General features: G+C 67.5%; 25 protein-coding genes. 11 read left to right on the top strand and 14 right to left on the bottom strand.

Annotation, left to right across the window (positions count from 1 at the left end):
• Positions 1-158: GatB/YqeY domain-containing protein (locus AC5Y46_RS23925; RefSeq protein ID WP_499993467.1), on the bottom strand; the 158-nt coding region annotated here is incomplete at its 3' end.
• 98 nt (positions 159-256) lie between these two features.
• Here AC5Y46_RS23925 and AC5Y46_RS23920 point away from each other — a divergent pair.
• From AC5Y46_RS23920 to AC5Y46_RS23900, 5 genes are read left to right on the top strand one after another with little or no spacing between them, the layout of a single operon-like run.
• A complete protein-coding gene (locus AC5Y46_RS23920) occupies positions 257-1,474 on the top strand; it encodes a hypothetical protein (protein WP_499993465.1) in 1,218 nt (405 codons plus the stop codon).
• 12 nt (positions 1,475-1,486) lie between these two features.
• Positions 1,487-2,137: a DUF4129 domain-containing protein gene (locus AC5Y46_RS23915; RefSeq protein WP_499993461.1), complete on the top strand. Its 651-nt coding sequence runs from the start codon at positions 1,487-1,489 to the stop codon at positions 2,135-2,137.
• Positions 2,119-3,270: a DUF4350 domain-containing protein gene (locus AC5Y46_RS23910; RefSeq protein ID WP_499993460.1), complete on the top strand. Its 1,152-nt coding sequence runs from the start codon at positions 2,119-2,121 to the stop codon at positions 3,268-3,270. The genes AC5Y46_RS23915 and AC5Y46_RS23910 overlap by 19 nt, the downstream gene beginning before the upstream one ends.
• A complete protein-coding gene (locus AC5Y46_RS23905) occupies positions 3,267-4,244 on the top strand; it encodes an AAA family ATPase (RefSeq protein ID WP_499943321.1) in 978 nt (325 codons plus the stop codon). Before AC5Y46_RS23910 ends, AC5Y46_RS23905 begins: the two co-directional genes overlap by 4 nt.
• Complete coding sequence (locus tag AC5Y46_RS23900; RefSeq protein ID WP_499943320.1) at positions 4,244-5,566, top strand: DUF58 domain-containing protein; 1,323 nt, start codon at positions 4,244-4,246, stop codon at positions 5,564-5,566. The genes AC5Y46_RS23905 and AC5Y46_RS23900 overlap by 1 nt, the downstream gene beginning before the upstream one ends.
• 73 nt (positions 5,567-5,639) lie before the next feature.
• Here AC5Y46_RS23900 and AC5Y46_RS23895 read toward each other — a convergent pair whose 3' ends face one another.
• Positions 5,640-6,632 (bottom strand): stage II sporulation protein M, encoded by a 993-nt coding sequence (locus AC5Y46_RS23895; protein WP_499943319.1) that lies wholly within the window; start codon positions 6,630-6,632, stop codon positions 5,640-5,642.
• Positions 6,633-6,678: 46 nt separating this feature from the next.
• Between AC5Y46_RS23895 and AC5Y46_RS23890 the strand changes: the two genes are divergently transcribed.
• Entirely contained in the window at positions 6,679-7,686 is a 1,008-nt protein-coding gene (locus AC5Y46_RS23890; protein WP_499993457.1) for an RDD family protein, read from the top strand.
• On the opposite strand, the gene AC5Y46_RS23885 is transcribed toward AC5Y46_RS23890, so the two are convergent.
• Positions 7,683-8,072: a hypothetical protein gene (locus AC5Y46_RS23885; RefSeq protein WP_499943317.1), complete on the bottom strand. Its 390-nt coding sequence runs from the start codon at positions 8,070-8,072 to the stop codon at positions 7,683-7,685. The two genes, AC5Y46_RS23890 and AC5Y46_RS23885, sit on opposite strands and share 4 nt — an antisense overlap.
• A gap of 134 nt (positions 8,073-8,206) precedes the next feature.
• On the opposite strand from AC5Y46_RS23885, the gene AC5Y46_RS23880 reads away from it, so the two are divergent.
• A complete protein-coding gene (locus AC5Y46_RS23880) occupies positions 8,207-8,914 on the top strand; it encodes a PadR family transcriptional regulator (RefSeq protein WP_499993456.1) in 708 nt (235 codons plus the stop codon).
• An 80-nt stretch (positions 8,915-8,994) separates the two neighbouring features.
• Here the strand turns inward: AC5Y46_RS23880 and glpK are convergent, their stop codons facing one another.
• Entirely contained in the window at positions 8,995-10,581 is a 1,587-nt protein-coding gene (gene glpK, locus AC5Y46_RS23875; RefSeq protein WP_499993454.1) for a glycerol kinase GlpK, read from the bottom strand.
• Positions 10,582-10,591: 10 nt separating this feature from the next.
• Here glpK and AC5Y46_RS23870 point away from each other — a divergent pair, with 10 nt between their 5' ends.
• Genes AC5Y46_RS23870 through AC5Y46_RS23860 form a run of 3 tightly spaced genes read left to right on the top strand, consistent with a single transcriptional unit; the run spans position 10,592 to position 13,551 of the window.
• Positions 10,592-11,368 carry a class I SAM-dependent methyltransferase gene (locus AC5Y46_RS23870; protein ID WP_499993453.1) on the top strand — a complete coding sequence of 259 codons (777 nt, stop codon included), beginning with the start codon at positions 10,592-10,594 and terminating at the stop codon, positions 11,366-11,368.
• A 10-nt stretch (positions 11,369-11,378) separates the two neighbouring features.
• Positions 11,379-12,851 carry a glutamate-cysteine ligase family protein gene (locus AC5Y46_RS23865; protein ID WP_499993452.1) on the top strand — a complete coding sequence of 491 codons (1,473 nt, stop codon included), beginning with the start codon at positions 11,379-11,381 and terminating at the stop codon, positions 12,849-12,851.
• A gap of 19 nt (positions 12,852-12,870) precedes the next feature.
• The gene (locus AC5Y46_RS23860) at positions 12,871-13,551 is read left to right on the top strand and encodes a class I SAM-dependent methyltransferase (protein ID WP_499993450.1); all 681 of its coding nucleotides are present in this window, start codon (positions 12,871-12,873) and stop codon (positions 13,549-13,551) included.
• On the opposite strand, the gene AC5Y46_RS23855 is transcribed toward AC5Y46_RS23860, so the two are convergent.
• From AC5Y46_RS23855 to AC5Y46_RS23810, 10 genes are all read right to left on the bottom strand, one after another.
• Positions 13,548-16,016 carry a PPE domain-containing protein gene (locus AC5Y46_RS23855; RefSeq protein ID WP_499993448.1) on the bottom strand — a complete coding sequence of 823 codons (2,469 nt, stop codon included), beginning with the start codon at positions 16,014-16,016 and terminating at the stop codon, positions 13,548-13,550. The two genes, AC5Y46_RS23860 and AC5Y46_RS23855, sit on opposite strands and share 4 nt — an antisense overlap.
• Positions 16,017-16,212: 196 nt before the next feature.
• Positions 16,213-17,322, bottom strand: coding sequence for an ergothioneine biosynthesis PLP-dependent enzyme EgtE (gene egtE, locus AC5Y46_RS23850; protein ID WP_499993447.1), 1,110 nt, complete (start codon positions 17,320-17,322; stop codon positions 16,213-16,215).
• Positions 17,319-18,284, bottom strand: a complete 966-nt coding sequence (gene egtD, locus AC5Y46_RS23845; RefSeq protein WP_499993444.1) for an L-histidine N(alpha)-methyltransferase — start codon at positions 18,282-18,284, stop codon at positions 17,319-17,321. Before egtD ends, egtE begins: the two co-directional genes overlap by 4 nt.
• The gene (gene egtC / locus AC5Y46_RS23840) at positions 18,281-18,991 is read right to left on the bottom strand and encodes an ergothioneine biosynthesis protein EgtC (protein ID WP_499993442.1); all 711 of its coding nucleotides are present in this window, start codon (positions 18,989-18,991) and stop codon (positions 18,281-18,283) included. Before egtC ends, egtD begins: the two co-directional genes overlap by 4 nt.
• Positions 18,991-20,274: an ergothioneine biosynthesis protein EgtB gene (gene egtB, locus AC5Y46_RS23835; RefSeq protein ID WP_499993441.1), complete on the bottom strand. Its 1,284-nt coding sequence runs from the start codon at positions 20,272-20,274 to the stop codon at positions 18,991-18,993. The genes egtC and egtB overlap by 1 nt, the downstream gene beginning before the upstream one ends.
• The gene (egtA, locus tag AC5Y46_RS23830; protein WP_499993439.1) at positions 20,271-21,560 is read right to left on the bottom strand and encodes an ergothioneine biosynthesis glutamate--cysteine ligase EgtA; all 1,290 of its coding nucleotides are present in this window, start codon (positions 21,558-21,560) and stop codon (positions 20,271-20,273) included. The genes egtB and egtA overlap by 4 nt, the downstream gene beginning before the upstream one ends.
• Before the next feature lie 187 nt (positions 21,561-21,747).
• The gene (locus AC5Y46_RS23825) at positions 21,748-22,131 is read right to left on the bottom strand and encodes a hypothetical protein (protein ID WP_499993437.1); all 384 of its coding nucleotides are present in this window, start codon (positions 22,129-22,131) and stop codon (positions 21,748-21,750) included.
• A 112-nt stretch (positions 22,132-22,243) separates the two neighbouring features.
• Positions 22,244-22,597, bottom strand: a complete 354-nt coding sequence (locus AC5Y46_RS23820; protein WP_499993436.1) for a hypothetical protein — start codon at positions 22,595-22,597, stop codon at positions 22,244-22,246.
• Between the two features lie 77 nt (positions 22,598-22,674).
• The gene (locus AC5Y46_RS23815; protein WP_499993435.1) at positions 22,675-23,709 is read right to left on the bottom strand and encodes an aspartate-semialdehyde dehydrogenase; all 1,035 of its coding nucleotides are present in this window, start codon (positions 23,707-23,709) and stop codon (positions 22,675-22,677) included.
• Positions 23,710-24,975, bottom strand: a complete 1,266-nt coding sequence (locus AC5Y46_RS23810; protein WP_499943302.1) for an aspartate kinase — start codon at positions 24,973-24,975, stop codon at positions 23,710-23,712. It abuts the gene before it with no gap.
• Positions 24,976-25,131: 156 nt separating this feature from the next.
• Here AC5Y46_RS23810 and AC5Y46_RS23805 point away from each other — a divergent pair, with 156 nt between their 5' ends.
• The gene (locus AC5Y46_RS23805; RefSeq protein ID WP_499993433.1) at positions 25,132-25,569 is read left to right on the top strand and encodes a TIGR02611 family protein; all 438 of its coding nucleotides are present in this window, start codon (positions 25,132-25,134) and stop codon (positions 25,567-25,569) included.
• The last annotated feature ends 140 nt before the right edge of the window (positions 25,570-25,709 follow it).

The raw sequence follows: 25,709 nt of genomic DNA, 5'->3' as shown, positions 1-25,709 counted from the left end.
AGTACCTCGTCGTCGGAGAGCTCCCTGGCCTCCTTCCCCGACACTTCCTCGGTCTGGATCGCGGCCAGCACCATGCGCAACGTCGCGGTACGCAGCTTCTCCTGCGCTTTCATCGCCTCGGTCAGGTCAGCCCGAAGCCGGGCTTTCAATTCCGCCATTGTTCAGACGCTACGCGCACGGTGGTGAGTGCAGGACCGACGTTGAGAATTGCAGCGACCATCTACAGGATGGACCCCATGACGAATGACGACAGCGGCTGCCGACGGTGAGCACGCTGCCGCCTGACGCACCGCCGCCCGCGTACGGTCCCCCGCCCGCGTACGGTCCCCCACCTGCGTACGGTGCCCCGCCTGCGTACGGTCCCCCGCCTGCGTACGGTCCGCCGCCTGGCTACGGTCCCCCGCCTGGCTACGGTGCCCCGCTTCAGGGCTACGGCGCCCCGCCTCCCGGGTACGGCCCCCCGCCTGGCTACGGCGCCCCGCCTCAGGGCTACGGCCCCCCGCTGATCCCGGGCGCCGCGAAACCCGGCATCATCCCGCTCCGACCCCTGACCCTCAGCGACATCTTCAACGGCGCTGTGGGCTATATCCGCGCCAACCCGAAACCGACACTGGGCCTGACGGCCATGGTGGTGGTCGTCATGCAGGTGCTTTCGCTGCTGCTCACAATCGGCCCGCTGACCGCCGCCAACAGTTTCGATTCCGAGGGTGCCGAACCGAACCTTGCGGCGGTAGGTGCGTGGACGACATCGATAGGTGGCAGCGCGCTGGTCGGTTGGCTGGGCGGAATTCTGCTCAGCGGGATGCTGACCGTCGTCGTGGGGCGTGCGGTGTTCGGTTCGCCGATCACCATCAGCGAGGCGTGGGTCAAGGTACGCGGTCGGATCCTTGCGCTGCTGGGTCTGGCGCTTCTCGAGGCCGCCGGTGTGGCGGTGATCGTCGGATTGGTCGTGGTGATCCTGGTAGGAGTCGCGACCGCAGCCAACGGCGCGGTGGCGGCAGTGCTGGGTTTCCCGCTGCTGCTGGCCGTGGTGGCACTGATGGCCTATGCGTACACCGTGCTGATGTTCGCCCCGGTGCTGATCGTGCTGGAACGGCTGCCGGTCTTCGACGCCATCACGCGGTCATTCGCTTTGGTACGCAATGGTTTCTGGCGGGTCTTCGGTATTCGGCTGCTGGCTGCATTGGCTGTCGGGATTATCGGCGGCGCGATCGCGATGCCGTTCGGCATCGTCGGCGAGATAGCGTTGATGGGCGCGTCGGGCACCACCGCACTGCTCGTCGGCACCACCCTGTCGACCATCGGAGGGGCCATCAGCCAGATCGTGACCGAGCCGTTCCTCGCCGGGGTGGTCGTGCTGTTGTACACCGACCGGCGGATCCGGGCCGAGGCGTTCGACCTGGTACTGCAGACCGGTACGGCCGGCGGTCCGGTCGAGTCCACCGACAATCTCTGGCTGACGCGGCCCTTCTGACGGACAGCCGACATGCCTGCCATCGACATCGATCGCGATGCCGCCCACGACGCCGCGCAACGCGAACTCAACAAACCGATCTACCCCAAACACTCGCTGACCGACGAAATCATCGCCAAGATCAGTGAATTCCTGTTCCGGGTGCTGCAGAAGACCTCGTCGGTACCGGGTGGCTGGTTCACCGTCACCGTGCTGCTCATCCTGGTGGCGATCGCCATCGCAGTCGCCATCCGAATCGCCCGGCGCACCATACGTACCAATCGCGGCGGCGACTACGAGTTGTTCGACGCCGGCCAGCTGACCGCGGCCCAGCATCGAGCCACCGCGGAAGCACTTGCCGCCGAAGGGAATTGGGCGGCGGCGATTCGCCATCGGCTACGCGCGGTAGCCCGGGAGTTGGAGGAGACCGGTGTGCTCACCCAGGTCCCCGGACGCACCGCCAACGAACTGGCCTCCGACGCCGGCTCAGCACTTCCGCATCTGGCCGGCGAATTGTCCCAGGCGGCAACGGCATTCAACGACGTGACTTACGGCGAGCGGCCGGGCACCCAAGGCGCCTATCAGATGATCGCCGATCTCGACGACCATCTGCGGTCGCGTTCGACGGCTTCGTCGGTGGTGGGACAGCCCCCGACACCGAACGCATGGGCGCAGATCCGGTGACGACGACACATGTGGCACCCGGCCCGGCCCGACAGCGACGCCCCTGGCGCGGCGTCCTGCTCGCGCTGGCCGCCCTGGCCGTCGTCGCCGCAATCACCACGTACCTGACCGCGCCGCGGCCCGGCGGCACGATGGACCCCGAAGCCACCAGCCCGTCGGGTGCACACGCGCTGGTCACACTGCTTCGCGAGGGCGGCGTCGAGGTAGTGGTCGCGGACAGCGTCGCCGACGTGGAACGCGCGGCCCGGCCCGACGCACTGCTGCTGGTGGCACAGACGCAGTACCTGAGCGACAACTCCCTGCTGGCTCGCATCGGGAAAGTGCCCAGCGATCTTCTGTTGGTGGACCCCACCACCCGGGCGCGCACGGCGTTGACACCGCAACTGCGCGTCGGCGCCGCGAGCAAGTTCGACAACGAGCCCAATTGCTCGTTACCGCAAGCCAATCGGGCCGGAACGGTCAACTTCGGATCCAGTGAGGCATACCGGGCCAAGGGCGACCTGGACCTCGTCAGCTGCTACGGCGGCACGCTGGTCACCTACCGGGATGAGGGCCGGACCGTCACGGTGGTGGGCAGCAGCGACTTCATGACCAACGACGGGCTCCTTGAAGAAGGCAACGCGGCGTTGGCGATGAACCTCGCCGGCATGCGACAGCGCCTCGTCTGGTTCGCACCGCAACACGTCGAAGGCCACAAATCCGCGCCCAACTCGATCTCCGATCTGATCCCGGACAATGTGACGTGGATCGTCTGGCAGCTCTGGCTGGTCGTCGCGCTGGTGGCGTGGTGGAAGGGACGACGGGTGGGTCCGCTGGTAGCCGAGGAGATGCCGGTGGTGGTCCGCGCCTCCGAGACGGTAGAAGGCCGGGGCCGGCTGTACCGCTCCCGTCGCGCCCGCGATCGTGCCGCCGAAGCGCTGCGCACCGCCACGCTGCAACGATTGGCCCCCCGGCTGGGTCTGGGTCCCGACGCCGCACCGGGCGCGGTGGTGACGACGGTGGCCCGGCGCAGCGGGACCGACCCGGACTTCGTCCAGTACCACCTGTACGGGCCGCCGCCGGACAACGACACCGACCTACGAAACCTCGCTCTTGCGCTCGACGACATCGAAAGGCAGGTCACCCACTCGTGACACAGTCCCCTCCCGCACAATCCCCGGTCGCAGACCAGGCTCGTGAAGCACTGCTGGGGTTGCGCACCGAGATCGCCAAAGCCGTCGTCGGCCAGGACGGGGTGATCAGCGGCCTGGTGATCGCGCTGCTGTGCCGCGGCCACGTGCTGCTGGAAGGCGTTCCCGGCGTGGCGAAGACGCTGATGGTGCGGGCACTGGCCGCCGCTCTGCAGCTGGAGTTCAAACGGGTGCAGTTCACCCCGGACCTGATGCCCGGCGACGTCACCGGCTCGCTGGTCTACGACACCCACACCGCGGAGTTCGCCTTCCGGCCCGGTCCGGTGTTCACCAACCTGCTGTTGGCCGACGAGATCAACCGCACCCCGCCCAAGACGCAGGCCGCGCTGCTCGAGGCGATGGAGGAGCGTCAAGTCACCATCGACGGTGCACCCAAGCCGTTGCCCGACCCGTTCATCGTCGCGGCGACCCAGAACCCGATCGAGTACGAGGGCACATATCAACTGCCCGAAGCCCAGCTGGACCGGTTCCTGCTGAAGTTGAACGTGACGCTGCCACCGCGGGACGCCGAGATCGCCATCCTCGGCCGGCACGCCCACGGTTTCGACCCGCGCGATCTGTCGGCCATCCAACCGGTGGCGGGACCCGCCGAACTGGCGGCCGGTCGGGAAGCGGTGCGGCAGGTGCTGATTGCCGACGAGGTGCTCGGCTACATCGTCGACATCGTCGGGGCCACCCGTTCCTCCCCCGCACTGCAGCTGGGCGTCTCGCCGCGGGGCGCGACCGCACTGCTGGGCACTGCCCGGTCCTGGGCGTGGCTGTCGGGACGCAACTACGTCACCCCCGACGACGTGAAGGCGATGGCCCGCCCGACGTTGCGGCACCGGGTCATGCTGCGGCCGGAAGCCGAATTGGAAGGCGCCACCCCGGACGGCGTGCTCGACGGCATCCTGGCCTCGGTCCCGGTGCCCCGCTAGTGATCCTTACCGGACGCACCGGGCTGCTGGCACTGATCTGCGTCCTGCCGATCGCGGTATCTCCCTGGCCGGCAAGGGCTTTCGAGATGCTGCTGGTGGTGTTGGTGATGTTGGTGGCGATCGACGTGGTGCTGGCGGCCAGTCCCCGCCGGCTCAGTTACACCCGTTCGCCGGACACCTCGGCCCGGCTCGGCCAACCGGTGGACGCCGGCCTGACGATCCACAATGCCGGTGTGCGCCGGTTCCGGGGACAGGTGCGGGACGCGTGGCCGCCCAGTGCGCGCGGGGCGCCGCGCGTCCACCGGCTGGCGATCGCCCCCGGCCAGCGCGAGCAGATTGTCACCCAACTGCGGCCGGTTCGGCGCGGCGACCAGCGTGCGGCGGTGGTCACCGGCCGGTCGATCGGACCGCTGGGATTGGCCGGGCGGCAGAGTTCGCAGTCGGTGCCCGGACACGTCCGGGTGCTGCCGCCGTTCCTGTCCCGCAAGCACCTGCCGTCGCGGCTGGCCAAGCTGCGCGAGATCGACGGCCTGCTACCGACTCTGATCCGCGGGCAGGGCACCGAATTCGACTCGCTGCGTGAGTATGTCGTCGGCGACGACGTGCGGTCCATCGACTGGCGGGCCAGCGCACGTCGCACCGACGTCATGGTCCGTACCTGGCGGCCCGAACGGGACCGGCGCGTGGTGATCGTGCTGGACACCGGACGCATGGCCGCGGGGCGGGTCGGTGTGGATCCGACGGCGGCCGATCCCGCGGGATGGCCACGACTGGACTGGGCGATGGACGCGGCATTGTTGTTGGCGGCATTGGCATCCCGCGCGGGTGACCATGTCGACTTCCTGGCCCACGACCGGGTCAGCCGGGCCGCGGTGTTCGGCGCCTCACGCACCGAACTGCTTGCCCAACTCGTCGACGCGATGGCTCCGCTGCAACCGGCGCTCATCGAATCCGATTGGCGGACAATGGTTGCCACCATTCTACGGCGCACCCGACGGCGGTCGCTGGTGGTGCTGCTGACCGACCTGAACGCGACCGCGCTGGACGAGGGCTTGCTGCCGGTGCTGCCTCAGCTGTCGGCCAAGCACCACGTCCTGGTGGCCGCGGTAGCCGACCCGCGCATCGATCAACTGGCCGCCGGGCGGTCGGACGCGGCGGCGGTGTACGACGCGGCGGCGGCCGAACGCTCCCGCAACGAGCGACGGGCCATCGCCTCCCGGCTGCGGCGCAGTGGGGTCGAGGTCGTCGACGCGCCGCCCACCGAGATCGCGCCCGGGCTGGCCGACCGCTACCTGGCGATGAAGGCGACCGGCCAGTTGTAACCGCGCGCCCATTGTGAATCCTGCGACGCATCTACGGCGTGTCGTGTCGTGAGATTCACGCTCGCGCGGGGCTTCAGCTGGTGGGTACGACGTCGGGCGCGTCCTCGATATCCCCGGTCTCCCCGGCGGCCACCCCGCGGCGCCCGAAGTAGACGACGTAAGACAGGAATGCCACTTCGGCCAGGACGCCGATACTGATCCGGGCAAAGGTCGGCAACGGCGACGGCGTCACCATCGCTTCGATAAGTCCCGAGACCAGCAGCACGCCTACCAGTCCGACGGCGACCGACACGACTCCACGGCCTTCCTCGGCCAGCACCTGTCCGCGCGGCCGATCACCAGGGGATATCACCGACCAGCCGAGCCGCATCCCGATCGCGGCGGCCAGAAACACCGCCGTCAGCTCCAGCAATCCGTGCGGCAGCAGCAGGCCCAGCAGCAGCCCGCCCTTGCCGGCCGGGAACATCAAGCCGGCGATCACCGCCACGTTCGCGGCATTGTCGAAGAGCACGAACGGTATCGGTAGACCCAGCACGACCGACATCGCGATGCATTTGGCCGCCACCCAGGAATTGTTCACCCAGACCTGCAGGGCGAATGCCCCGGCGGGGTGCTCGCTGTAGTAGGACTCGACGTCGTGGTTGATCAGTTCGTTGATCTCGGCGGGTGTCCCGACCAGCGACTGCACCTCGGGGTTGCCGGCGACCCAGAGCGCCATGATCACGACGACGGCGAAGAACGCCGCTGCCGTCGCCGCCCACCAGCGCCACGCCCGGTAGGCGACGACGGGAAAGGACACCGTCCAGAAACGAACGAAGGTACTGGTCATCGGGGCGTGCGCGCCGGTGACCGCGGACCGTGCCCGGGCGACCAGACTGGACAGCCGGCCGGTCAGCAGGGAATCGGAGGACACCGAACGCAGGATCGACAGATGGGTGGACACCCGCTGGTAGAGCTCGACGAGTTCGTCTATTTCGGCACCGGTCAACGAGCGACGCTTCTTGATCAACTGATCGAGCCGGTCCCACGTGCTTCGGTGGGTCAGCAAGAACGCGTCGACGTCCACGCTGCGCAGCCTACCGGCCACTTCTCAGCCTGTAGCGTTCCCAGGTATGTCGGAGGTGGTGACCGGGGACGCCGTGGTGCTCGACGTCCAGATCGCGCAGTTACCGGTGCGGGCGCTGAGCGCGATCATCGATATCACCGTGATATTCGTCGTTTACTTCGTCGGACTGGTGTTGTGGGCGGCCACGTTGTCGCAATTCGACCAAGCGCTGACCGTGGCGTTCCTGATCATCTTCACGGTGCTGGCGATGGTCGGTTATCCGGTGATCATCGAGACCGCGACGCGGGGCCGGTCGCTCGGCAAGATGGCACTGGGCCTGCGAGTGGTGTCCGACGACGGTGGTCCGGAGCGCTTCCGGCAGGCGTTGTTCCGGGCGCTGGCCGCGGTGATCGAGATCTGGATGCTGTTCGGCAGTCCCGCGGTGATCTGCAGCCTGTTCTCACCCAAGGCCAAGCGGGTGGGCGACATGTTCGCGGGCACCATCGTGGTCAGCGAGCGCGGTCCCCGGCTGGCGCCGCCGCCGATGATGCCGCCGCAGCTGGCCGGCTGGGCGGCGTCGCTGCAATTGTCCGGGCTCAGCGCCGGCCAAGCCGAGATCGCCCGTCAATTCCTGTCCCGGGCAATGCAGCTCGACCCGAGGCTGCGTGACCAGATGGCCTACCGGATAGCCGGTGAGGTGGTATCGCGGATCGCGCCGCCGCCACCGCCGGGGGCGCCGCCGCAGTTGGTGCTCGCCGCGGTGCTGGCCGAACGGCATCGTCGCGAGCTGGCCCGGCTGCGGCCGGTCATGCCGCCGCAGGGCTGGCCGCAACCCCAAGGGTGGGTGCCGCAGGGTGTGGGTCCGTGGCCGGTGCAGGGTGCGGGTCCGTGGCCAGTGCCGCAGGCACCGCCGTCGCCCCCGCAGGGCGCGGGCCCGTGGCCAGCGCCGCAGCCACCCCCGCAGACACCGCCGTCGCCCCCGCAGGAACCACCGCAGACACCGCCCTCACCACCGCAGACACCGTCCTCACCCCCGGTGAGCGCGGACGCCGGCGGGTTCGCGCCGCCGAGCTAGAACTGCGCGACGCTGGCGGCAAGGAGGGCGACGTCGGTCACCAGCAGCCCCAATCCCGCCAGTGGCACCGCGACGCCGCCGCGTCGCTTGGCGGTGAAGACCGAGGCGACGATGACCAGCAGAGCCACCACCGGCGGGCCGTAGAACAGGACGTCGAAGTCGATCCCTCTGCCCAGTCGCGGGCACCGGTTCTCGCTGCACGAGTCGGTGCTCATGACCGCCCCGAGGGCAAAGAGCATCACGATGGCGGCTCCGGGCACCGTCAGCAAGGCCAGCACCCAGTTGACCCGGACGCGGGTTTTGGCGCCGTCATCTGGGCGGTAGCTCGGATCGGCCAAGCTCCCCGGACCCGTGCGTGCCACCAGGTCGCGGTGGTTGCCATTCATGGGTCAGGCGCTTACCCGGACCCGGGGTGATGCAAACCGGGACTTCCGGCCCCCGGATGGACCTACGTTGCATCACGATAGTTTCCGATATATCGTTACAGCCAGCAAAACACACCAACCTAAAGGACTTGACTATGAACACCCCTTTCACTCCCCCCAATGGGCCGTTCGGCCCCCATCCAGGCACCGGATTCGGCTTCGGTCCCGCGCAACGCCGCGCATTCCACGGCGCCAGGCGACAAGCCCGCCGCGACTTCATCGAGACTCTCCGCGGCAACGCCGGCGAGCACGACGGGCCGTTCGGTTTCGGCCCGGGCTTCGGGCCCGCCCCCGGCTTCGGGCCTGGCTTCGGATTCGGCCGGCCGGCATTCGGTGGACCCCGCGGCGGCGGGCGTCGCGGCGGTCGCGGCCGTCGCGGCGACGTGCGTGTGGCGATCCTGGTACTGCTCGCTGAGCGGCCCATGCACGGCTACGAGATGATTCAGCAGATCGCCGAGCGCAGCAACGGGATCTGGAAGCCGAGCCCGGGTTCGGTCTACCCGACCCTGCAACTCCTCGCCGACGAGGGGCTGATCACCGCCGACGAGACCGACGGCAGCAAGAAGCTATTCGCGCTGACCGAGGACGGCCGGACCGCGGCGGAGAACGTCGGGACGCCGCCGTGGGACGAGATCGCCGAAGGCGTGGACCCCGCGCACCTCAACCTGCGGACCGCGGCGCGTCAACTGTTCGGCGCGGTCGGACAGTCGGCGCACGCCGCCAGTCCCGAGCAGCAGCAACGGATTGTCGACGTGCTCAACACGGCCCGCCGCGAGATCTACGGCATCCTCGGCGAGGACTGAGCCTCCCCCGCCGCGAGCGCGCTCAAATGTACGGCTGTACCGGCGTTTCGGTGTACATATGAGCGCCTTCGCGGGCGGCGTCAGGACACGTCGACCCAGTCCAGGGTCCGCTGCACCGCTTTGCGCCAGCCTTCGTAACCCTCGGCGCGCTGGTCGTCGTCCCAGTTCGGCGTCCAGCGCTGGTCTTCCTGCCAGTTGGCGCGCAGGTCGGACGGGTCCGCCCAGAATCCGACCGCCAGGCCCGCCGCGTAGGCGGCACCCAGCGCCGTGGTCTCGGCGACGACCGGCCGCACCACGTCCACTCCGAGCACGTCGGCCTGAATCTGCATGCACAGGTCGTTGGCGGTGATGCCGCCGTCGACCTTCAGAATCTCCAGGCGCACACCGGAATCGGCCGCCATCGCCTCCACCACGTCGCGGCTCTGGTAGCAGATCGCCTCCAGGGTCGCGCGCGCCACGTGCGCGTTGGTGTTGTAGCGCGACAGCCCCACGATCGCGCCGCGGGCGTCGGATCGCCAATAGGGGGCAAACAAACCGGAGAACGCCGGAACGAAGTAGACCCCGCCGTTGTCGTCGACCTGCCGGGCCAAGGACTCGCTCTGCGCGGCGCCGCTGATGATGCCCAACTGATCCCGCAACCACTGCACCGCCGAGCCGGTCACCGCGATCGAACCCTCAAGCGCGTAAACGGGTTTGGCGTCGCCAAACTGATAGCAGACAGTGGTCAGCAGACCGTTTTCCGAGCGCACGATCGTCTCACCGGTGTTCAGCAACAGGAAATTGCCCGTCCCGTAGGTGTTCTTGGCCTCACCGGAGTCCAGGCACACCTGGCCCACCATTGCCGCGTGCTGGTCACCGAGCACACCGGTGATCGGGACCTCACCGTCGAAGGGACCGGAATCGGTGGTAACGCCGTACGGCTGCACCGGTGACGACGGTTCGATCCTGGGCAGCATCTCCCGCGGGATATCGAAGAACGACAACAACTCGTCGTCCCAGTCCAGCGTTTCCAGGTTCATCAGCATGGTCCGGCTGGCGTTGGTGACGTCGGTGACGTGCACGCCACCGTGCGGACCCCCGGTCAGGTTCCACAGCACCCACGTGTCGGCGGTGCCGAACAGCGCATCGCCCCGCCCGGCCGCCTCGCGCACGTCGTCGACATTCTGCAAGATCCACTGCAATTTCCCGCCCGAGAAATACGTCGCGGGCGGCAGGCCGGCCTTGCGGCGGATCACGTCACCGCGGCCGTCGCGGTCCAGCGCGCTGGCGATGCGGTCGGTGCGGGTGTCCTGCCAGACGATCGCGTTGTAGTACGGCCGTCCGGTCTTGCGATCCCACACCAGCGTCGTCTCCCGCTGATTGGTGATGCCAAGCGCCGCAATGTCTTTCGTCGTCACCTTGGCAGAGTTCAGCGCCGTGCGCAGCACCGAGACGGTGCGCTCCCAGATCTCCACCGGGTTGTGCTCGACCCAACCCGCCTTCGGCAGGATCTGCTCGTGCTCGAGCTGGTGCCGGGCGACTTCGGTGCCGTCATGGTCGAAGATCATGCATCGGGTGCTGGTTGTGCCCTGGTCGATGGCGGCAATGAGATCAGAAGATTCGGCCAACGTTGCGCTCCTCGGATCCGGCACTGGCTGTAATCGTCCAATGATTGCTTCATCGTTCATGATTGCTTATATGGCTGCTGACATCGAGGGCATGCCGCGCGGCGGTCCCGACGCGTCGTGGCTGGACCGGCGGTTGGAGACCGACCGCCTGGAGTACATCGACCGCGACGACGTGGCAAGGAAGAAGCTCGCGGCGATCCGCTCACTGGACCGCGCGGGGCGGCTGTTCGGGTTGCACAAGACTGTCGCCCGCATCGTGCTCGAGGAGGTGCGCGCCGCGCCCGAGCCCAAGATTCTCGAGCTCGGATCGGGCCACGGCGGACTCTCCCAGCTGCTGCTGAACCTGCATCCCAGCGCGCAACTCACGGTCACCGACGTGGACCCCTCGCTGGTGGCCGCGATCGGCGCCGGTGCGCTGGGCTCGCACCCGCGCGCGAGGATCCGGCAGCTGGACGCCACCGACATCGACGCCCCCGACGGCAGCTACGACCTGGCAGTGTTCGCATTGTCGTTTCATCACCTGCCGCCGCCGCTGGCGTCCCGGGTGTTCGCCGAAGGCACCCGGGTCGCGGACAAGTTGGTGATCATCGACCTGCCGCGGCCACCGTCGCTCCTGCACATCGTGCGGCTGGCGCACATGTTGCCGTTGACGATGTTCGCGATGCCCCACGACGGGGTCATCAGCTCGCTGCGGGCCTACAGTCGCTCGGCGCTGCTGGCACTCGCCCGCCACGCCGACCCTACGATTGAGGTCACGCTGCGCGGCGGCACCGTGTTCAACAGGTCGTTGCGCCCGCTGCCGCAGATCGCGGTGGCGACCCGTCGCGATCGTTCAACCTCGGCTTAGAAAGGGATCTGTGGGCGAAGAGGTCAAATGCACCACGTACGACCCCGAACAACGGCGGGAGTACCGGCACAAGGTGCAGCTGTGTCTGGACGTCTTGGAGAAGATGCTGGCCCGAACCAGCTTCGACTTCGAGCGCCCGTTGACCGGCATGGAAATCGAATGCAACCTCGTCGACGCCGACTACCAACCCGCGATGTCGAATCGGTCCGTGCTGGCAGCGATCGCCGATCCGGCCTATCAGACCGAATTAGGCGCCTACAACATCGAATTCAACGTGCCGCCGCGCCCGTTGCCCGGACACACCGGACTGGACCTGGAAAGCGAGGTGCGGGCCAGTCTCAACGACGCGGAAACCAAGGCCAACGCCGGCGGTTCGCACATCGTGATGATCGGCATCCTGCCCACCCTGATGCCCGCGCATCTGGACGACAACTGGATGAGCGAGTCCAAGCGCTACACCGCACTCAACGAGTCGATCTTCACCGCTCGCGGTGAGGACATCCCGATCGACATCGCCGGCCCGGAGCCGCTGAGTTGGCAGGCTGCTTCCATTGCGCCCGAATCGGCTTGCACCAGTATGCAATTGCACCTCCAGCTGGCGCCGGACGACTTCGCCGCCAACTGGAACGCGGCGCAGGTGCTGGCCGCGCCGCAACTGGCGCTGGGTGCGAATTCACCGTTCTTCTTCGGTCACCGACTGTGGGCCGAAACGCGCATCGAGCTGTTCGCACAGTCCACCGACACCCGGCCCGAGGAGCTGAAAACTCAAGGCGTGCGGCCCCGGGTGTGGTTCGGCGAACGGTGGATCAGCTCGGTAGCCGACCTGTTCAAGGAGAACATCCGCTACTTTCCGTCGCTGCTGCCCGAGATGTCCGAGGAGGACCCCGAAGCCGAGCTGAAAGCCGGACGCGCGCCGCAGCTGTCCGAACTGCGACTGCACAACGGCACCGTCTACCGCTGGAACCGGCCGGTGTACGACGTCGTGAACGGCCGCCCGCACCTGCGGCTGGAGAATCGGGTACTCCCCGCCGGCCCGAGTGTCGTTGACATGGTGGCGAATTCGGCTTTCTACTACGGCATGCTGCGCACGTTGTCCGAGGCCGAGGACCCGCTGTGGTCACACCTGAGTTTCCCGGTGGCACAACGCAATTTCCTGCAGGCCGCGCGCCAGGGCATCGATGCGCGGCTGCACTGGCCGGGAGTCGGCGAGACCAGCACGCGAGAGTTGGTGCTGGACACCTTGCTGCCGATGGCGCATGCGGGTCTGCAGCGCTGGGGTGTCGACGTGGAAGTGCGTGACCGCTTCCTGGGCGTCATCGAGGGCCGGGCCAAGGCCGGGCGCAACGGCGCGACGTGGCAAGTGGCCACCGTCGACGCGCTGGAAAGAGGCGGCATGGACCGGTCGCGCGCCCTGGCCGAGATGCTGCGCCGGTACTGCGAGCACATGCACGCCAATGAACCGGTGCACACCTGGGACGTCTAGCCGCGCGTACGTTGGGAACATGACCACACCCGAGGTAATGGACTGGGACGACGCGTACCGGGAGAAAGTTTTCGACGCGCCGCCGCCGTGGAACATCGGTGAGCCGCAACCGGATCTGGCCGCGCTGATCGCCGCGGGCAAAGTGCACGGTGAGGTGCTCGACGCCGGATGTGGGGTGGCCGAGTTGTCGCTCGCACTGGCCGCCGAGGGTTACACCGTAGTCGGTATCGACCGCTCGCCCACAGCCATTGCCGAGGCCACCAGGGCCGCCGAGACGCGGGGGTTGTCCACGGCCACATTCGTTGCCGACGACATCACCAAGTTCTCCGGGTACGACGGCCGCTTCGGCACGGTGATCGACAGCACGTTGTTCCATTCGCTGCCGGTCGCAGACCGCGACGCCTACCTGAGCGCGGTGCATCGCGCTGCAGCGCCGGGGGCTGATTTCTACGTTCTGGCATTTGCCAAGGGCGCGTTCCCGGCGGAGTCCCCGGTCAAGCCCAATGAAGTCGACGAGGACGAATTGCGCATGGCGGTCGGCAAGTACTTCGAGGTCGACGACGTGCGGCCGGCAGCGGTGCACGGCAACATGCTCGAGGTGCCCGGCATGCCGCCCGACATTCCGCCCTGGCCGCATCCGCGCGACGACAAGGGCCGCGTGATGATGCCCGCCTACCTACTGAGCGCGCACAAGGCTTAGGTAGTGCCTTGCAGGAAGATGCCCGCCAAGTGGTGACCGACGTTGGACAGACCCGAGACCACGCTGTCGACCGCGAGCGGCAGCGTGCCGACGTTGCCGAATCCGGAGATGGCACGACCCCAGTTCGAGATACCTGATATGCCGTCGCCGAAGACGTTCAACCCCGAGCTGGACAACAATCCCAGTGGATTCTGGTTGACGAAGCCCGACAAACTGGTTCCCCGGTTGTAGAAGCCCGAGCTTCCGCCGACGCCACTGTTGAAGAAGCCGGACGACGGGTTGTCCACCGCGTTGAAGAAGCCGGGGACCGGTGGGAGCTGAATTTCGGCGATCGTGGTCGCATCCAAAGTGATGCTCGGGATGTCGATGGCCGGCAGCAGGAAGTCGCTCAGTCCGATCGGCGGAATGGTCAACGGCGGAGTAGCGAACGGCCGGATGGTTATCTCCGGAAGGTCGAACTGGCCGAGGTTGATCGGCGGGATGGAGATGCCCGGCAGGCTGAACCGTGGCCAGCTGACCGTCGGTAGGTTGAACGGTTCCAAGTGGATTGGCGGGATCGTGATGGGGTCGATCTTGAAGCCGGAAAGGGTAATCGGCGGAATACTGTAGGGATCACCACCGGGGCCGCTGATGGTGAGTGTCGGCAGCGTCATGGCGCCGATCTGAATGCTGGGTAAGCCGAACTGGCCGATAGAGCCGCCCGCATTACTGATGGAAATCGGAATGGTGAACGAACTCAGGGTGACACCGAGCTCAGGCAAGATGATACCGGTATCGATCAGCCGGATGAGCGTCTGGCCACCGCCGGCCACACCGATGACGAAACTCGGAATCGACAGCGTCGGAATAGTAATCGGCGGCACGGTAACCGACGGCAGACTCCACGGATCAATCGTGACCAGGGGCGTCTTGAAAAGTGGAATCTCAATCCGGGGAAGGGTTACCTGTGACACCTCGAGAGGCGGCGTGGTGATCTGCGGCAGGTCGAACCCACCTATGCGGAAGGAGGGCAGCGACCCGGGCTCGATAGTGATCGGCGGAACCGTGATGGCCGGCAGTTCGAATTCGGCCAGACCGATCGGCGGCAGGACGAAGCCCGGGAACTGGATCGACGGGATGGAGATCTCGGGCAGGTCGAACGCACCTACCGGGATCGGCGGGATATGTATGGGGGGCAGCGTGATATCGGGTGTGCCGATCCTGAAGTAGGCGCCGCCTTGCTGGTTGCCGGTGAAGAAGAACCCGTTGTTCTGGTTGCCAGAGTTGTAAGCGCCCGTATTTATGCTGCCGGAGTTGGCGAATCCGGTATTGGTATTGCCGGTATTGAAGCTGCCGGTATTGATCGATCCCGGGTTGACGTCGCCGGTGTTGTAGTTGCCGACGTTGTAGTTGCCCGAGTTGGTCGTGCCTGCGTTGAAATTGCCGGTATTAAAGGTGCCGGGATTGAAGAATCCCGTGTTTGCGATACCTGAATTACCGAGCCCAGTGTTGTAGCTGCCGGAGTTGAAGAGACCAAAGTTTCCGGTACCGGAGTTGAAGAAGCCGATGTTGCCGTTCCCGGAGTTGAACAAACCGATGTTGTTGGTGCCCGAGTTCAGTTGGATCCCGGTTTGGTTGTTTCCGGTGAGCCCGATGCCGACGTTGTTGTTCCCGGTATTGGCGAAGCCGATATTGAAGTTCCCCGCATTCGCGAATCCCTGATTGCCGGCGCCGAAGTTGCCCAGCCCCAGATTCGAGATGCCCAAGTTACCCCAACCGAAATTCGAATCGCCGAAGTTTCCAGATCCGATGTTGAAGTTTCCGAGATTGCCGTTGCCGAAGTTGGCAATGCCGACGTTGCCCAGGCCGATGTTGGAAGCGCCGACGTTGGCGAGACCGATTGTGATGTCGAGTGTCCTGGTGGCTGCTGCGGCTAACGGCGTGCCCGCGGCCGCGCCGAGCAGGCCCTTCAACGGCGCGACAAACGGCTCGAGCGCTGACACCGCTGCCGACGCTCCGCTGTAGTAGCCGATCATCGCGGCTACATCCTGCGCCCACATCTCTTCGTAGACGGCCTCGGCAGCAGCGATCGCCGGCGCATTGAATCCCAAAATGTTCGACAGCACCAGCTGCACGAAGTTGGACCGGTTGGCGGCCACCGCGAGCGGATGCACGGTCGCGGCCACTGCCGACTCGAATGCGCTGACGACCGCTTTGGCCTGCGCGGCCGCGCCGAGCGCCTGAGTGGAAGCCGCGCTCAGCCAGGCGGAGTACGGCGCCGCCGCCACCGACATCGCCGCGGACGCCGGGCCCTGCCATGCCTGACCGGTCAGGCCCGAGGTGACAGAGGCGAATGATTCTGCCGCTGAACTCAATTCGGCGGCCAGAGCATCCCAGGCGCCGGCCGCCTCCAGCATCGGGCTTGGTCCGGCACCGGTAAAGAGTCGCAACGAGTTGAGTTCTGGCGGCAACACAAAGAAGCTCATCGGAAACCTTCCTGACGGGGCCGACGTCAAAGCGGATCACCGGGCAGGGTGCACAGGCGCCCACCCTGTTCATGCACCTCAACACGTACCGAGCGTCAAGCTACTCCACACACGCGCAATATGACCAGTGCTTCGCCGCGATTTCCAGACCTTTTGCACGGAGCCAGGGCTCCGCGGCGCAGTCCTGGTTTTGTATTCAAACCGCGGCGGTCGCCGCCGTCGCCTCGATCAACGTCTCTGCGAATGTCTCCAGATCGTCCGGTGTGGTGTCGACGTGCGGGGAAATGCGCAGCACTGGCGTCGTCAGCTCCAACGGCGCCCGTTGCACGCCGGCGTAAGTCGTCAGAATCCGCCGCTCAGCCAGCAACCAGGACCGGACGGCCTCGACGTCGGCACCGTCCACCGGCAGCAACGTGGTGATGGCACTGGATTCTTCGACCTCCTCGACCACCAGCCACCCGTCAACGTCGGTCAGCAGCGAACGCGCCGCCGCCCCCAATTCCGCCAGCCCGGCGCGCAACGCCTCTGGACCACAGGCCAAGTATTCGCCTACGGCCACCGAAAAGCCCACTCGCGCAGCGACATTGGCCTCTCCGAAGCCGAGCTGAGAACCCGGTACCCGTGGCGCCAACCGCGCCAACAGTTCCGGCCGCACCGCGAGCACGCCCACCCCGCGCGGTCCGGCGATCCACTTGCGCGACGAGGCATAGGTGACGTCGGCGCCCACCGCGCAATCGATCTGCCCAAGGGCTTGCGCGGCATCCACCACCAGCGGCACACCCAGTTCCCGGCACAGCTCCGCCGTCATCGCCAGCGGTTGCACGGTGCCGCGGTGACTGGCCACCGGCGTCAAATGCACCAGGTCCGGCGGATTCTCCTGCAGCACGAACGCCGCGTCGTCGATCGCCAGCCGTCCGTCGTCGAGCGTCGGCAGCTGGCGTACCTCGAATCCGTGCGCGGCCATCACGGCCAGGTTCGGCCCGTACTCGCCCGGTAGGCAGGCCAGCGTGCGGCGGTCGCGCGGCCAGCTGCCCAACAACAGATCCAGGGCATGCAACGAACCCGTGGTGAAGACGACTTCGGCGTCGGGCGCACCGCACAGCGTCGCCACCGCGGCGCGTCCGGCATCCAGCACCGGCTCGGCCGCGTCGGCCGCCACGTAGCCTCCGACCTCGGCCTCGTGCCGGGCGTGCCGGGCAGCGGCGTCCATCGCGGCGAAGCTCTGCCGCGAGCAGGCCGCGCTGTCCAGGTGCAGCCCGGCCACTGGGGGACGGGCGTCGCGCCAACGCTGTGCCAGCGAGCTCATTTAGTGGCCAGCGACAGACCGAAGTCACCAGGGGCGTCGGTCCACCACCGGATGCGACGCAAACCCGACTCGGCCAATTCGTCCGCGACCGCATCCGGACGGAATTTGCAGGACACTTCGGTGAGCATCTCTTCACCGGCGTCGAAGTCGACGGTCAGGTCGAGGGCACCGACGTGGACCCGCTGCCGACGGTCCGAGCGCAGCCACATCTCGATGCGTTCCTCGTCGGCGTTCCACCGCGCGACGTGCTGGTAGGCGTCGACGTCGAAATCTCCGTCGAGTTGCCGGTTGATCACCGCCAGGACGTTGCGGTTGAAGCGGGCCGTCACCCCGGCGGCGTCGTCGTAGGCCCGGACCAGACGGCCGGTGTCCTTGACCAGGTCGGTGCCCAGCAGCAGGCTGTCGCCGGGTGACATCACCCCGGACAGAGCCGCCAGGAACTCGGCGCGCGGCCCCGGGGTGAGGTTGCCGATCGTGGAGCCCAGAAAGACGAACAGCCGGCGGCCGCCCTCGGGGATCTCGGACAGGTGCTCTTCGAAATCGCCACAGACCGCGTGGATCTCGACTCCGGCGTACTCCCGCTGGATCGCCTCCGCGGCGGTCGCCAGCATGCCCGCGTCGACGTCGAACGGCACGAAGCTGCGCAGGGCACCGCGCTCGCGCAGCGCGTCGAGCAACATGCGGGTCTTCTCCGACGTGCCACTGCCCAGTTCGACCAGGGTGTCGGCCTGGCTCGCCGAGGCGATCTCGGCGGACCGGTCACGCAGGATCGCGGCCTCGGCACGGGTCGGGTAGTACTCCGGCAGCCGGGTGATCTGGTCGAACAGGTCGCTGCCGACGGAGTCGTAGAACCACTTGGGCGGCAACGACTTCGGTGTCTTCTGTAAGCCGTGGAACACGTCGTGACGCAACGCGTGCAGAGCGGCGTCCTCGGCGAGATGATTCGACAGCGTCAGCGTCATTCGAGTCCTTTCGGCGGTGCAGTGCTGTTCAGAGGAGTCACGGTCACGCCGTCGGCGTCGACTTGCACCAGGTGGCGGTCGGGCACGTCTGTCCAGTTCGGGTCATCGTCATAGGGTTCGCTGGCCAGGACGATCCCGTCGTCGCGACGCAGGATGGACAGGGTGTCCCCCCACGCGGTCGCGACGAGCCGAAAACCGTTGGCCGCCAGGATGTTCAGCCTGGCCAAGGGGTCGGCGGTGCCGAGCTCGATGACGGTGTCGCCCAACGCATCCATGCCACGGTCGAAGATGGTTGCCGCGAGAAGCGCGCTGTCACAGGAAGATTCGGCGGACGAAGAGGGCGGCAGCACGGTGCGGTCGACGACGCCGTTGTGCGACAGCAGCCACTGGCCGTCGGTGAAGGGTGCGGTCGCGCTGGGTTCGATGGGCATGCCGAGGGTTGCCGACCGTACCGCCGCCACCACGCAATGGCTGTGCAGCACAGGGGCGATGGACTCGAAGGACGCCTCTCCCCACAGCGGCGCCGCGCTGCGCCAGCGTCGCGGGGTGGTCGCATCGAAGAAACCGACGCCCCAACCGTCGGCGTTCATAAGACCGTGCTTCTGCCGCCGCGGGGCATAGGACTGCACCCGCAGGCCCTGCGGCGGGTCGAGCATCAGTGACGAGACACTCACCGCGGCGCCGAGCCATCCCAGATGACGGCACATCAGACCGGCGCCTCGACGTCCCAAGCGAGACGCACACCGGAAAAGATCTGGCGACGGTAGGGGTGGTCCCAGTTGCGGAAGCTGGGCCGCAGAATCGACGACGCCACGGCCCACGATCCGCCCCGCAGCACCCGGTAGTCGCCGTCGAAGAAGGGCTGCGAATAGCGCTGGTAGATCATCGGCACGAAGCCCGGCCACGGCCGCAGCGGAGAGCTGGTCCACTCCCACACATCGCCGAGCATCTGCTCGACCCCGTAGGCCGACGCGCCGGCGGGGTATGCGCCGACGGGTGCGGGACGCAGGGCGTTGCCGTCGAGGTTGGCCTGCTCACCGGACGGCTCGTCGTCCCCCCAGGGGAACCGGCGGCGCGCCCCGGCCACCGGATCCCACGCGCAAGCCTTCTCCCATTCGACCTCGGTGGGCAATCGGGCACCGGCCCAGGCCGCGTAGGCCTCGGCCTCGAAGTAGCTGATGTGCTGTACCGGCTCATCGGCGGGGATGCTCTCGACGTAGCCGAACCGGGTGCGCGTGTCGGCGTTCCAGAACTGCGGGGCAGTAAGCCCCGCTTGCCGGCGATGCTGCCAGCCCCGATCCGACCACCACCGGGGCTGGGCGTAGCCGCCGTCGTCGACGAATTCTTGCCATTCCCCGTTGGTGACCGGCACCCGCCCGATCCGGAAGGCCGGCACGTCCACGACGTGCGCGGGTCGTTCGTTATCCAGCGAGGACGGCTCGGTCGCAGCGTCCACGCCCAGCACGAAGGGCCCGCCGGGCACCAGCACCGACGTGCCCCGCACACCGTCCCGGCCGGGCGGCAACGCGGCGGTATCGCGCAATAGCGGCACTCCGGTGCGCAGGTTCAGCGCCTGCAGCATGGTTTCCCCGTGCTGGTTCTCGTGGCTGACGACCAGCCCGAACTGGAAGTCGCCGGCATCCTCGGGAAGGGCGTCGAGAACGTCCAGCGCCGCCGAGCGGACGGTGCTGCAGTAGGTCCGCGCCTGGGTCGGCGACAGCAGAGGCAGGTCCACTCGGCTGGCCCGGGAATGCACGAACGCGTCGTAGAGCCTCTCGACCTGCGGTGACAGCGTTCCGGGGCGGTTCGGGTCGCCGTCCCGCAGCAGCCAGAGTTCCTCCTGCTGACCGATGTGGGCCAGATCCCAGACCAGCGGGCTCATCAGCGGGTCGTACTGCCGGCGCAGTTCGTCGTCGTCGAAGTCGACCAACCGCAATGTGCGTGTGCGTGCCCGCGCCAGATCGTCGGCGAGGCGTTGTCGTGCGATCACGACTCGCCCAGCGCCAACCGGGAGACCACACCGGCGATGCCGTGTTGGATCACCCGCTCGGAAAAGTCGTCGGCCGGGCTGCGTCCGACTTCGACGTCGAGCATCAGCCGCTGCATCGGTTCGGCCAGCTCGGCCGGCGCCCGTTCGGCGGCAATGCCGACGCAACGGTTGGCGGCGGTGTAGAGCCGCCGGTCGCGCAGCCCGAGCCGGGCCGCGGTGTCCCAGGCGGTGGCCACCGACTCGACCGCCTCCGCCGCGAGGTCGGCCGCGACGGGATCGTCGAGCAGGGTCACCAACGTGAACACCAGCGCGGGCCAGACCGCCTCGGGCACGCTGTCCAGATAGCGGATTTCCAGCCACTGGCGCGGCCGCACCGGCGGGAACAGCGTGGTCAGGTGGTATTCCAGATCGGCCTGGGTGGGGCGGCGACCCCCGAGCAGCACCCGCCCGTCCACCCAGTCGGTGAACGGCACGTAGTGCGTGATCGCGGTCGCCTGCTGCGGGTCCGCACTTCGGAGCAACATCACCGGAGCCTTCAACGCGTACCGCGCCCAGTCGGTGCCGGGATCGTCAGCGCTGGCTCCGAGGATCGGTCCGCACCGTGCGGAGTCCATCTGTCCCCACACCCGCTGTCGGGTGGACTGCCAACCGGAGAACTCGCCGCCCAGCATGGGTGAGTTGGCGGCGATCGCGATCATCGTCGGCCCCAGCGCGTGCGCCAGCCGGACCCGCGCGGGCCAGCCGGCCTGCGGTCCGGCGTCCAGGTTGACTTGGATCGACGCCGTGGAGGTCATCATCGCCGCACCGGCAGCCCCGCTATGGCTGGCGGCAAAGAACTGTTCCATCGCTCGGTAGCGCGCGCCGGGGTGGATCCGCGCCGGTGACCGCAACGGATCGGTGCCGAGCAACACCAACCCCAGGCCCGCATCGGCAAAGGCGGACCGGAGCTCGGCCTGGTCGCGTTTCATCGCATCGATCGCAGCGAGCGCCCCGTCGGCCGGCGGGCCCGAAAGCTCGACGGCGCCACCGGGTTCGACGGTGATGGCACTGGCGCCGGGTAGCGGACTGAGCCACTTGATGACGCGCATGATCTCGTCCCAGGCCGGCCTGCGAAGCGGATCGGCCGGGTCGAAACAGTGCGCCTCGACCTCCAGGCCGATGCGCCGCAGCGGACCGTCCGCCAGACAACCGTCGGCGACCTGCTGCGCGACGGCCGCCGAGCTGCCCAGCTCCGCGTCGCCTCCGTCGACTTGCGGTGCGGAGGCGGTCGGGGCGCTGCGTGTCATCTCACGCTCCCTCCGGAACCGGCCGGACGCGCGGCTAGCGGAACGACAACCACCATCACTTCATCTTCCAGATGGTGCCGACATATTCCCGCACGGTTTGAGCGCACGAGTTAGACAGATACCCAATTTCCTTCCCGCAGCCGACTTCAGGATCCGGCCGTCCTCATCCACCCAGCGAAGTCGCGGACTAGCGTCCCGGTGGACTGCTGGGAGCGGTGCTGGTCGGGGCCTGGCCCGGACCTGCGGGGCCGCCGGTCCCGCCCACCCCCGGTGGTGGGAAGCCCGGAGGCGGTCCGGGGAACCGATAGGGCCAGCCCGCACCTGGGCCGCCGGGACCGCCCTGCTCGAACGAGCCGTGATGATGACGATGGTGATGGCACTTGCCGGCACCCAGCACCATGGCGCCGGCGAAGAACAGCGTCGACGCGATGAACAGGATGCCGGCGACGATCACCACCCATGCCGCCACGCGATACAACCGTGGCGGCTTTTCGTGGTGATGGGGAGGCGGGGGCGGCGGCGGGGTGTCGGGGGACGCCGGTGGGGGCGGAGGCGCGGCTGGATCACTCATGTCTTCGAATATCGCGCAGGCCTACGGCACCGTAAAGGGGCGCGGCTGCAAAGTTGTCATGAATTGACGTAGCCCGGTGCTCAGGTGAGCACCGGGCTACTGGGTTGTCGTGTCAGCGGCCGGGTGTCGGAGACGCAGTGGTCGACGGTGCGACCGAGGATGGCACCTGGCCGGGTCCGCCGGGACCAGATCCCGGGCTCACCGCCGGGGCGCCGCCGTCGTTGTTGTTGTTCCAGTGGTGATACATCGCCGGGTGGTGCTTGTGGTGCCGGTGATGCCCGCCGCCGTGTCCGCTGGCCAGGCCCAGCCGGAAACCGGTGAAGAAGATGACCGAGACGATGAAGACGACGCCGGCGACGATGGCGACCCATGCCGCCGCCTTGAATACCTTGGGGGTCCGGCGCTCGAGTGGGGGCGCGACCGCGGTGGTCGTCGTTGTTGGTGGGGTGTCAGCGATTTGGCTCATAGAACCGATGATGCCCACCGGACCAGTAGTCACAGCTATGCGCCAGTTATGGAACAGCTGTGAGCGTCAGAGGGTGGCTAGAGCTGTGCGGCCAACAGCTCGGCGATCTGAATGGTGTTCAGCGCCGCGCCTTTTCGCAGGTTGTCCCCCGAAATGAACAACGCCAGACCGCGTCCGTCCGCAACTCCGGGGTCCTGCCGGATGCGGCCGACCAACGACTCGTCGACTCCGGCGGCGTCCAACGGGGTGGGCACGTCGACCAGCTTCACTCCCGGCGCCTCGTCCAGCAGTTGGCGGGCCCGTTCCGGCGAGATCGGCCGGGCGAACTCGGCGTTGATCGACAGCGAGTGCCCGGTGAACACCGGAACCCGCACACAGGTCCCGCTGACCAGCAGGTCCGGAATCCCCAGGATCTTGCGGCTCTCGAAGCGCAACTTCTGGTCCTCGTCGGTCTCCCCGGAGCCGTCGTCCACCAACGATCCGGCCAGCGGCACCACATTGAACGCGATCGGCGCGACGTACTTGCGCGGCGCCGGGAAGTCCACCGCACGTCCGTCGTGCACCAGTGCCTCCGCACCGTCGACGACGGCGCGCGCCTGGGTCGCCAACTCCTCCACTCCGGCCAGCCCGCTGCCGGAGACGGCCTGGTAGGACGAGGCGATGAAGCGAGTCAACGCGGCTTCGTCGTGCAGGACTTTGAGCACCGGCATCGCGGCCATCGTGGTGCAGTTCGGGTTGGCGATAATGCCCTTGGGCCTGTTGGCCGCGTCGCGGGTGAAGTTCACCTCGGACACCACCAGCGGCACGTCGGGGTCCTTGCGCCACGCCGAGGAGTTGTCAATCACCGTCACCCCGGCCGCGGCGAATCGCGGCGCCTGCACCTTCGACATGGCGCCGCCGGCCGAGAACAACGCGATGTCCAGGCCGCTCGGGTCGGCGGTCTCGGCGTCCTCGACCTCGATCTCCTGGCCGCGGAACGGCAACTTGCGGCCCTGTGAGCGGGCCGAGGCGAAGAACCGGACCGACGTCACCGGGAAGTCACGCTCGTCCAGCAACGTGCGCATCACCTGGCCCACCTGACCGGTGGCGCCGACAACTCCTATGGCAACCACTTACCGCCCCGTCCCCGCGTACACCGTCGCCTCCTCCGCGCCGCCGAGCCCGAACGCCTCGTGCAGTGCAACAACGGCCTTGTCCAATTCGGTGTCGCGGCAGAGCACGGAAATCCGGATCTCGGAGGTGGAGATCAGTTCGATGTTGACGCCCACCGCGGCCAGCGCCTCGCAGAACGTGGCCGTGACACCGGGATGGCTGCGCATACCGGCACCGATCAGCGACACCTTGCCGATGTGGTCGTCGTAGAGCAGCTGGGTGAAGCCGATCTCGTCCTTGAGCGAATCGAGCTTGGCCACCGCGGTCGGTCCGCTGTCGCGCGCGCAGGTGAAGGTGATGTCGGTCTTGCCGTCCTCGACCTTGGAGACGTTCTGCAGCACCATGTCGATGTTCACGTCGGCGTCGGCGACGGCGCGGAACACCTTGGCCGCGTAGCCGGGGATGTCGGGGATGCCGACGATGGTCACTTTGGCCTCGCTGCGGTCGTGCGCGACACCGGTGAGGATGGGGTCTTCCATGGATATGTCCTTGATCGATCCGACGACGACGGTGCCGGGTTTGTCCGAGTACGACGACCGGACGTGCACCGGCAGTTCGTAACGGCGGGCGTATTCGACGCAGCGCAGCATCAGCACCTTGGCGCCGCAGGCCGCCATCTCGAGCATCTCCTCGAAGGTGACGGTGTCGAGCTTGCGGGCATTGGGCACGATCCGCGGGTCGGCGCTGAAGATGCCGTCGACGTCGGTGTAGATCTCGCAGACGTCGGCGCCCAGCGCCGAGGCCAGGGCGACCGCGGTGGTGTCCGAGCCGCCGCGACCCAACGTGGTGACGTCGCGGGTGTCCTGACTGACGCCCTGGAACCCGGCGACCAGGACGATCCGGCCCTCGTCGAGCGCGGCCTGCAACCGGCCCGGCGTGACGTCGATGATCTTGGCGTTGCCGTGCGTGCCGGTGGTGATCACGCCGGCCTGCGAACCGGTGAACGAACGGGCGTGGGCGCCCAGCGACTCGATCGCCATGGCCACCAACGCATTCGAGATGCGCTCACCGGCGGTCAGCAGCATGTCGAGTTCGCGCGGCGGCGGCACCGGGCAGACCTGCTGAGCCAGATCCAGCAGGTCATCAGTGGTGTCACCCATCGCGGAGACGACGACGACCACGTCATTGCCCTGCTTCTTCGTCTCCACGATCCGCTCGGCTACGCGGCGGATCCGGTCGGCGTCGGCCACCGATGATCCGCCGTATTTCTGCACGACGAGCGCCACTGAAATGTTCCTGTCTGGGGCTTCGGGGTACGGGTTTCTCCGATTTAGTCCACAACAGGATACGGGGCCGCGCATCTCGAATTTTCTCGATGCGCCAGCGCGACCGGTCCTGACAAGCTGCGTAGCATCCCGCGCGCCGGCCGATACGGTGCAGATGTGACCGACGACACCGAGGAAGAAGCCGGCGGTATCGGGCACCGGCTGGCTCGCGTGCGGGATCGACTGCGGAAGCGGCCCACGGCGAATGTCACCTACCGCATCGCGGTGGGCGTCGTCGGCTCGGCTCTGCTGATCGGGGGTATCGTCGCGATCCCGTATCCGGGTCCGGGTTGGGCGATCGTCTTCCTGGGATTGGCCGTGCTGGCCAGCGAGTTCGGCGTCTTCCGGCGGCTCCTGGACTATGTCCGCGATCGCTATGACACCGCGATGGGGTGGTTTCGCCGACAGCACTGGGCAGTGCAAGCGGTCGGGACGGTCTTCACCGCCGTGGTGACGGTCGCGACGTTGTGGCTGATGGGGGTGTTCGGCTGGATGGCCCGTTTGGTGGGCTGGGACTGGGCGTGGTTGAAGAGTCCCATCGGGCTCGGCGGATAGTGCGTCTGCCTACAAGTGCGGTTTTGGTGAACAAGCCCAGAGCGGTAGAGTGCAGGGCGTGCAGCGGGTGCTCCTTCTCGGACGCCGCGACGGGGTCTGATCCAGACTGGCTTCCCGTCGCGGGAATTCGCGATGCGCCG

This window comes from Mycobacterium sp. NGS59 (genome assembly GCF_059812345.1).
This window is presented reverse-complemented; position numbering and strand designations above follow the sequence as displayed.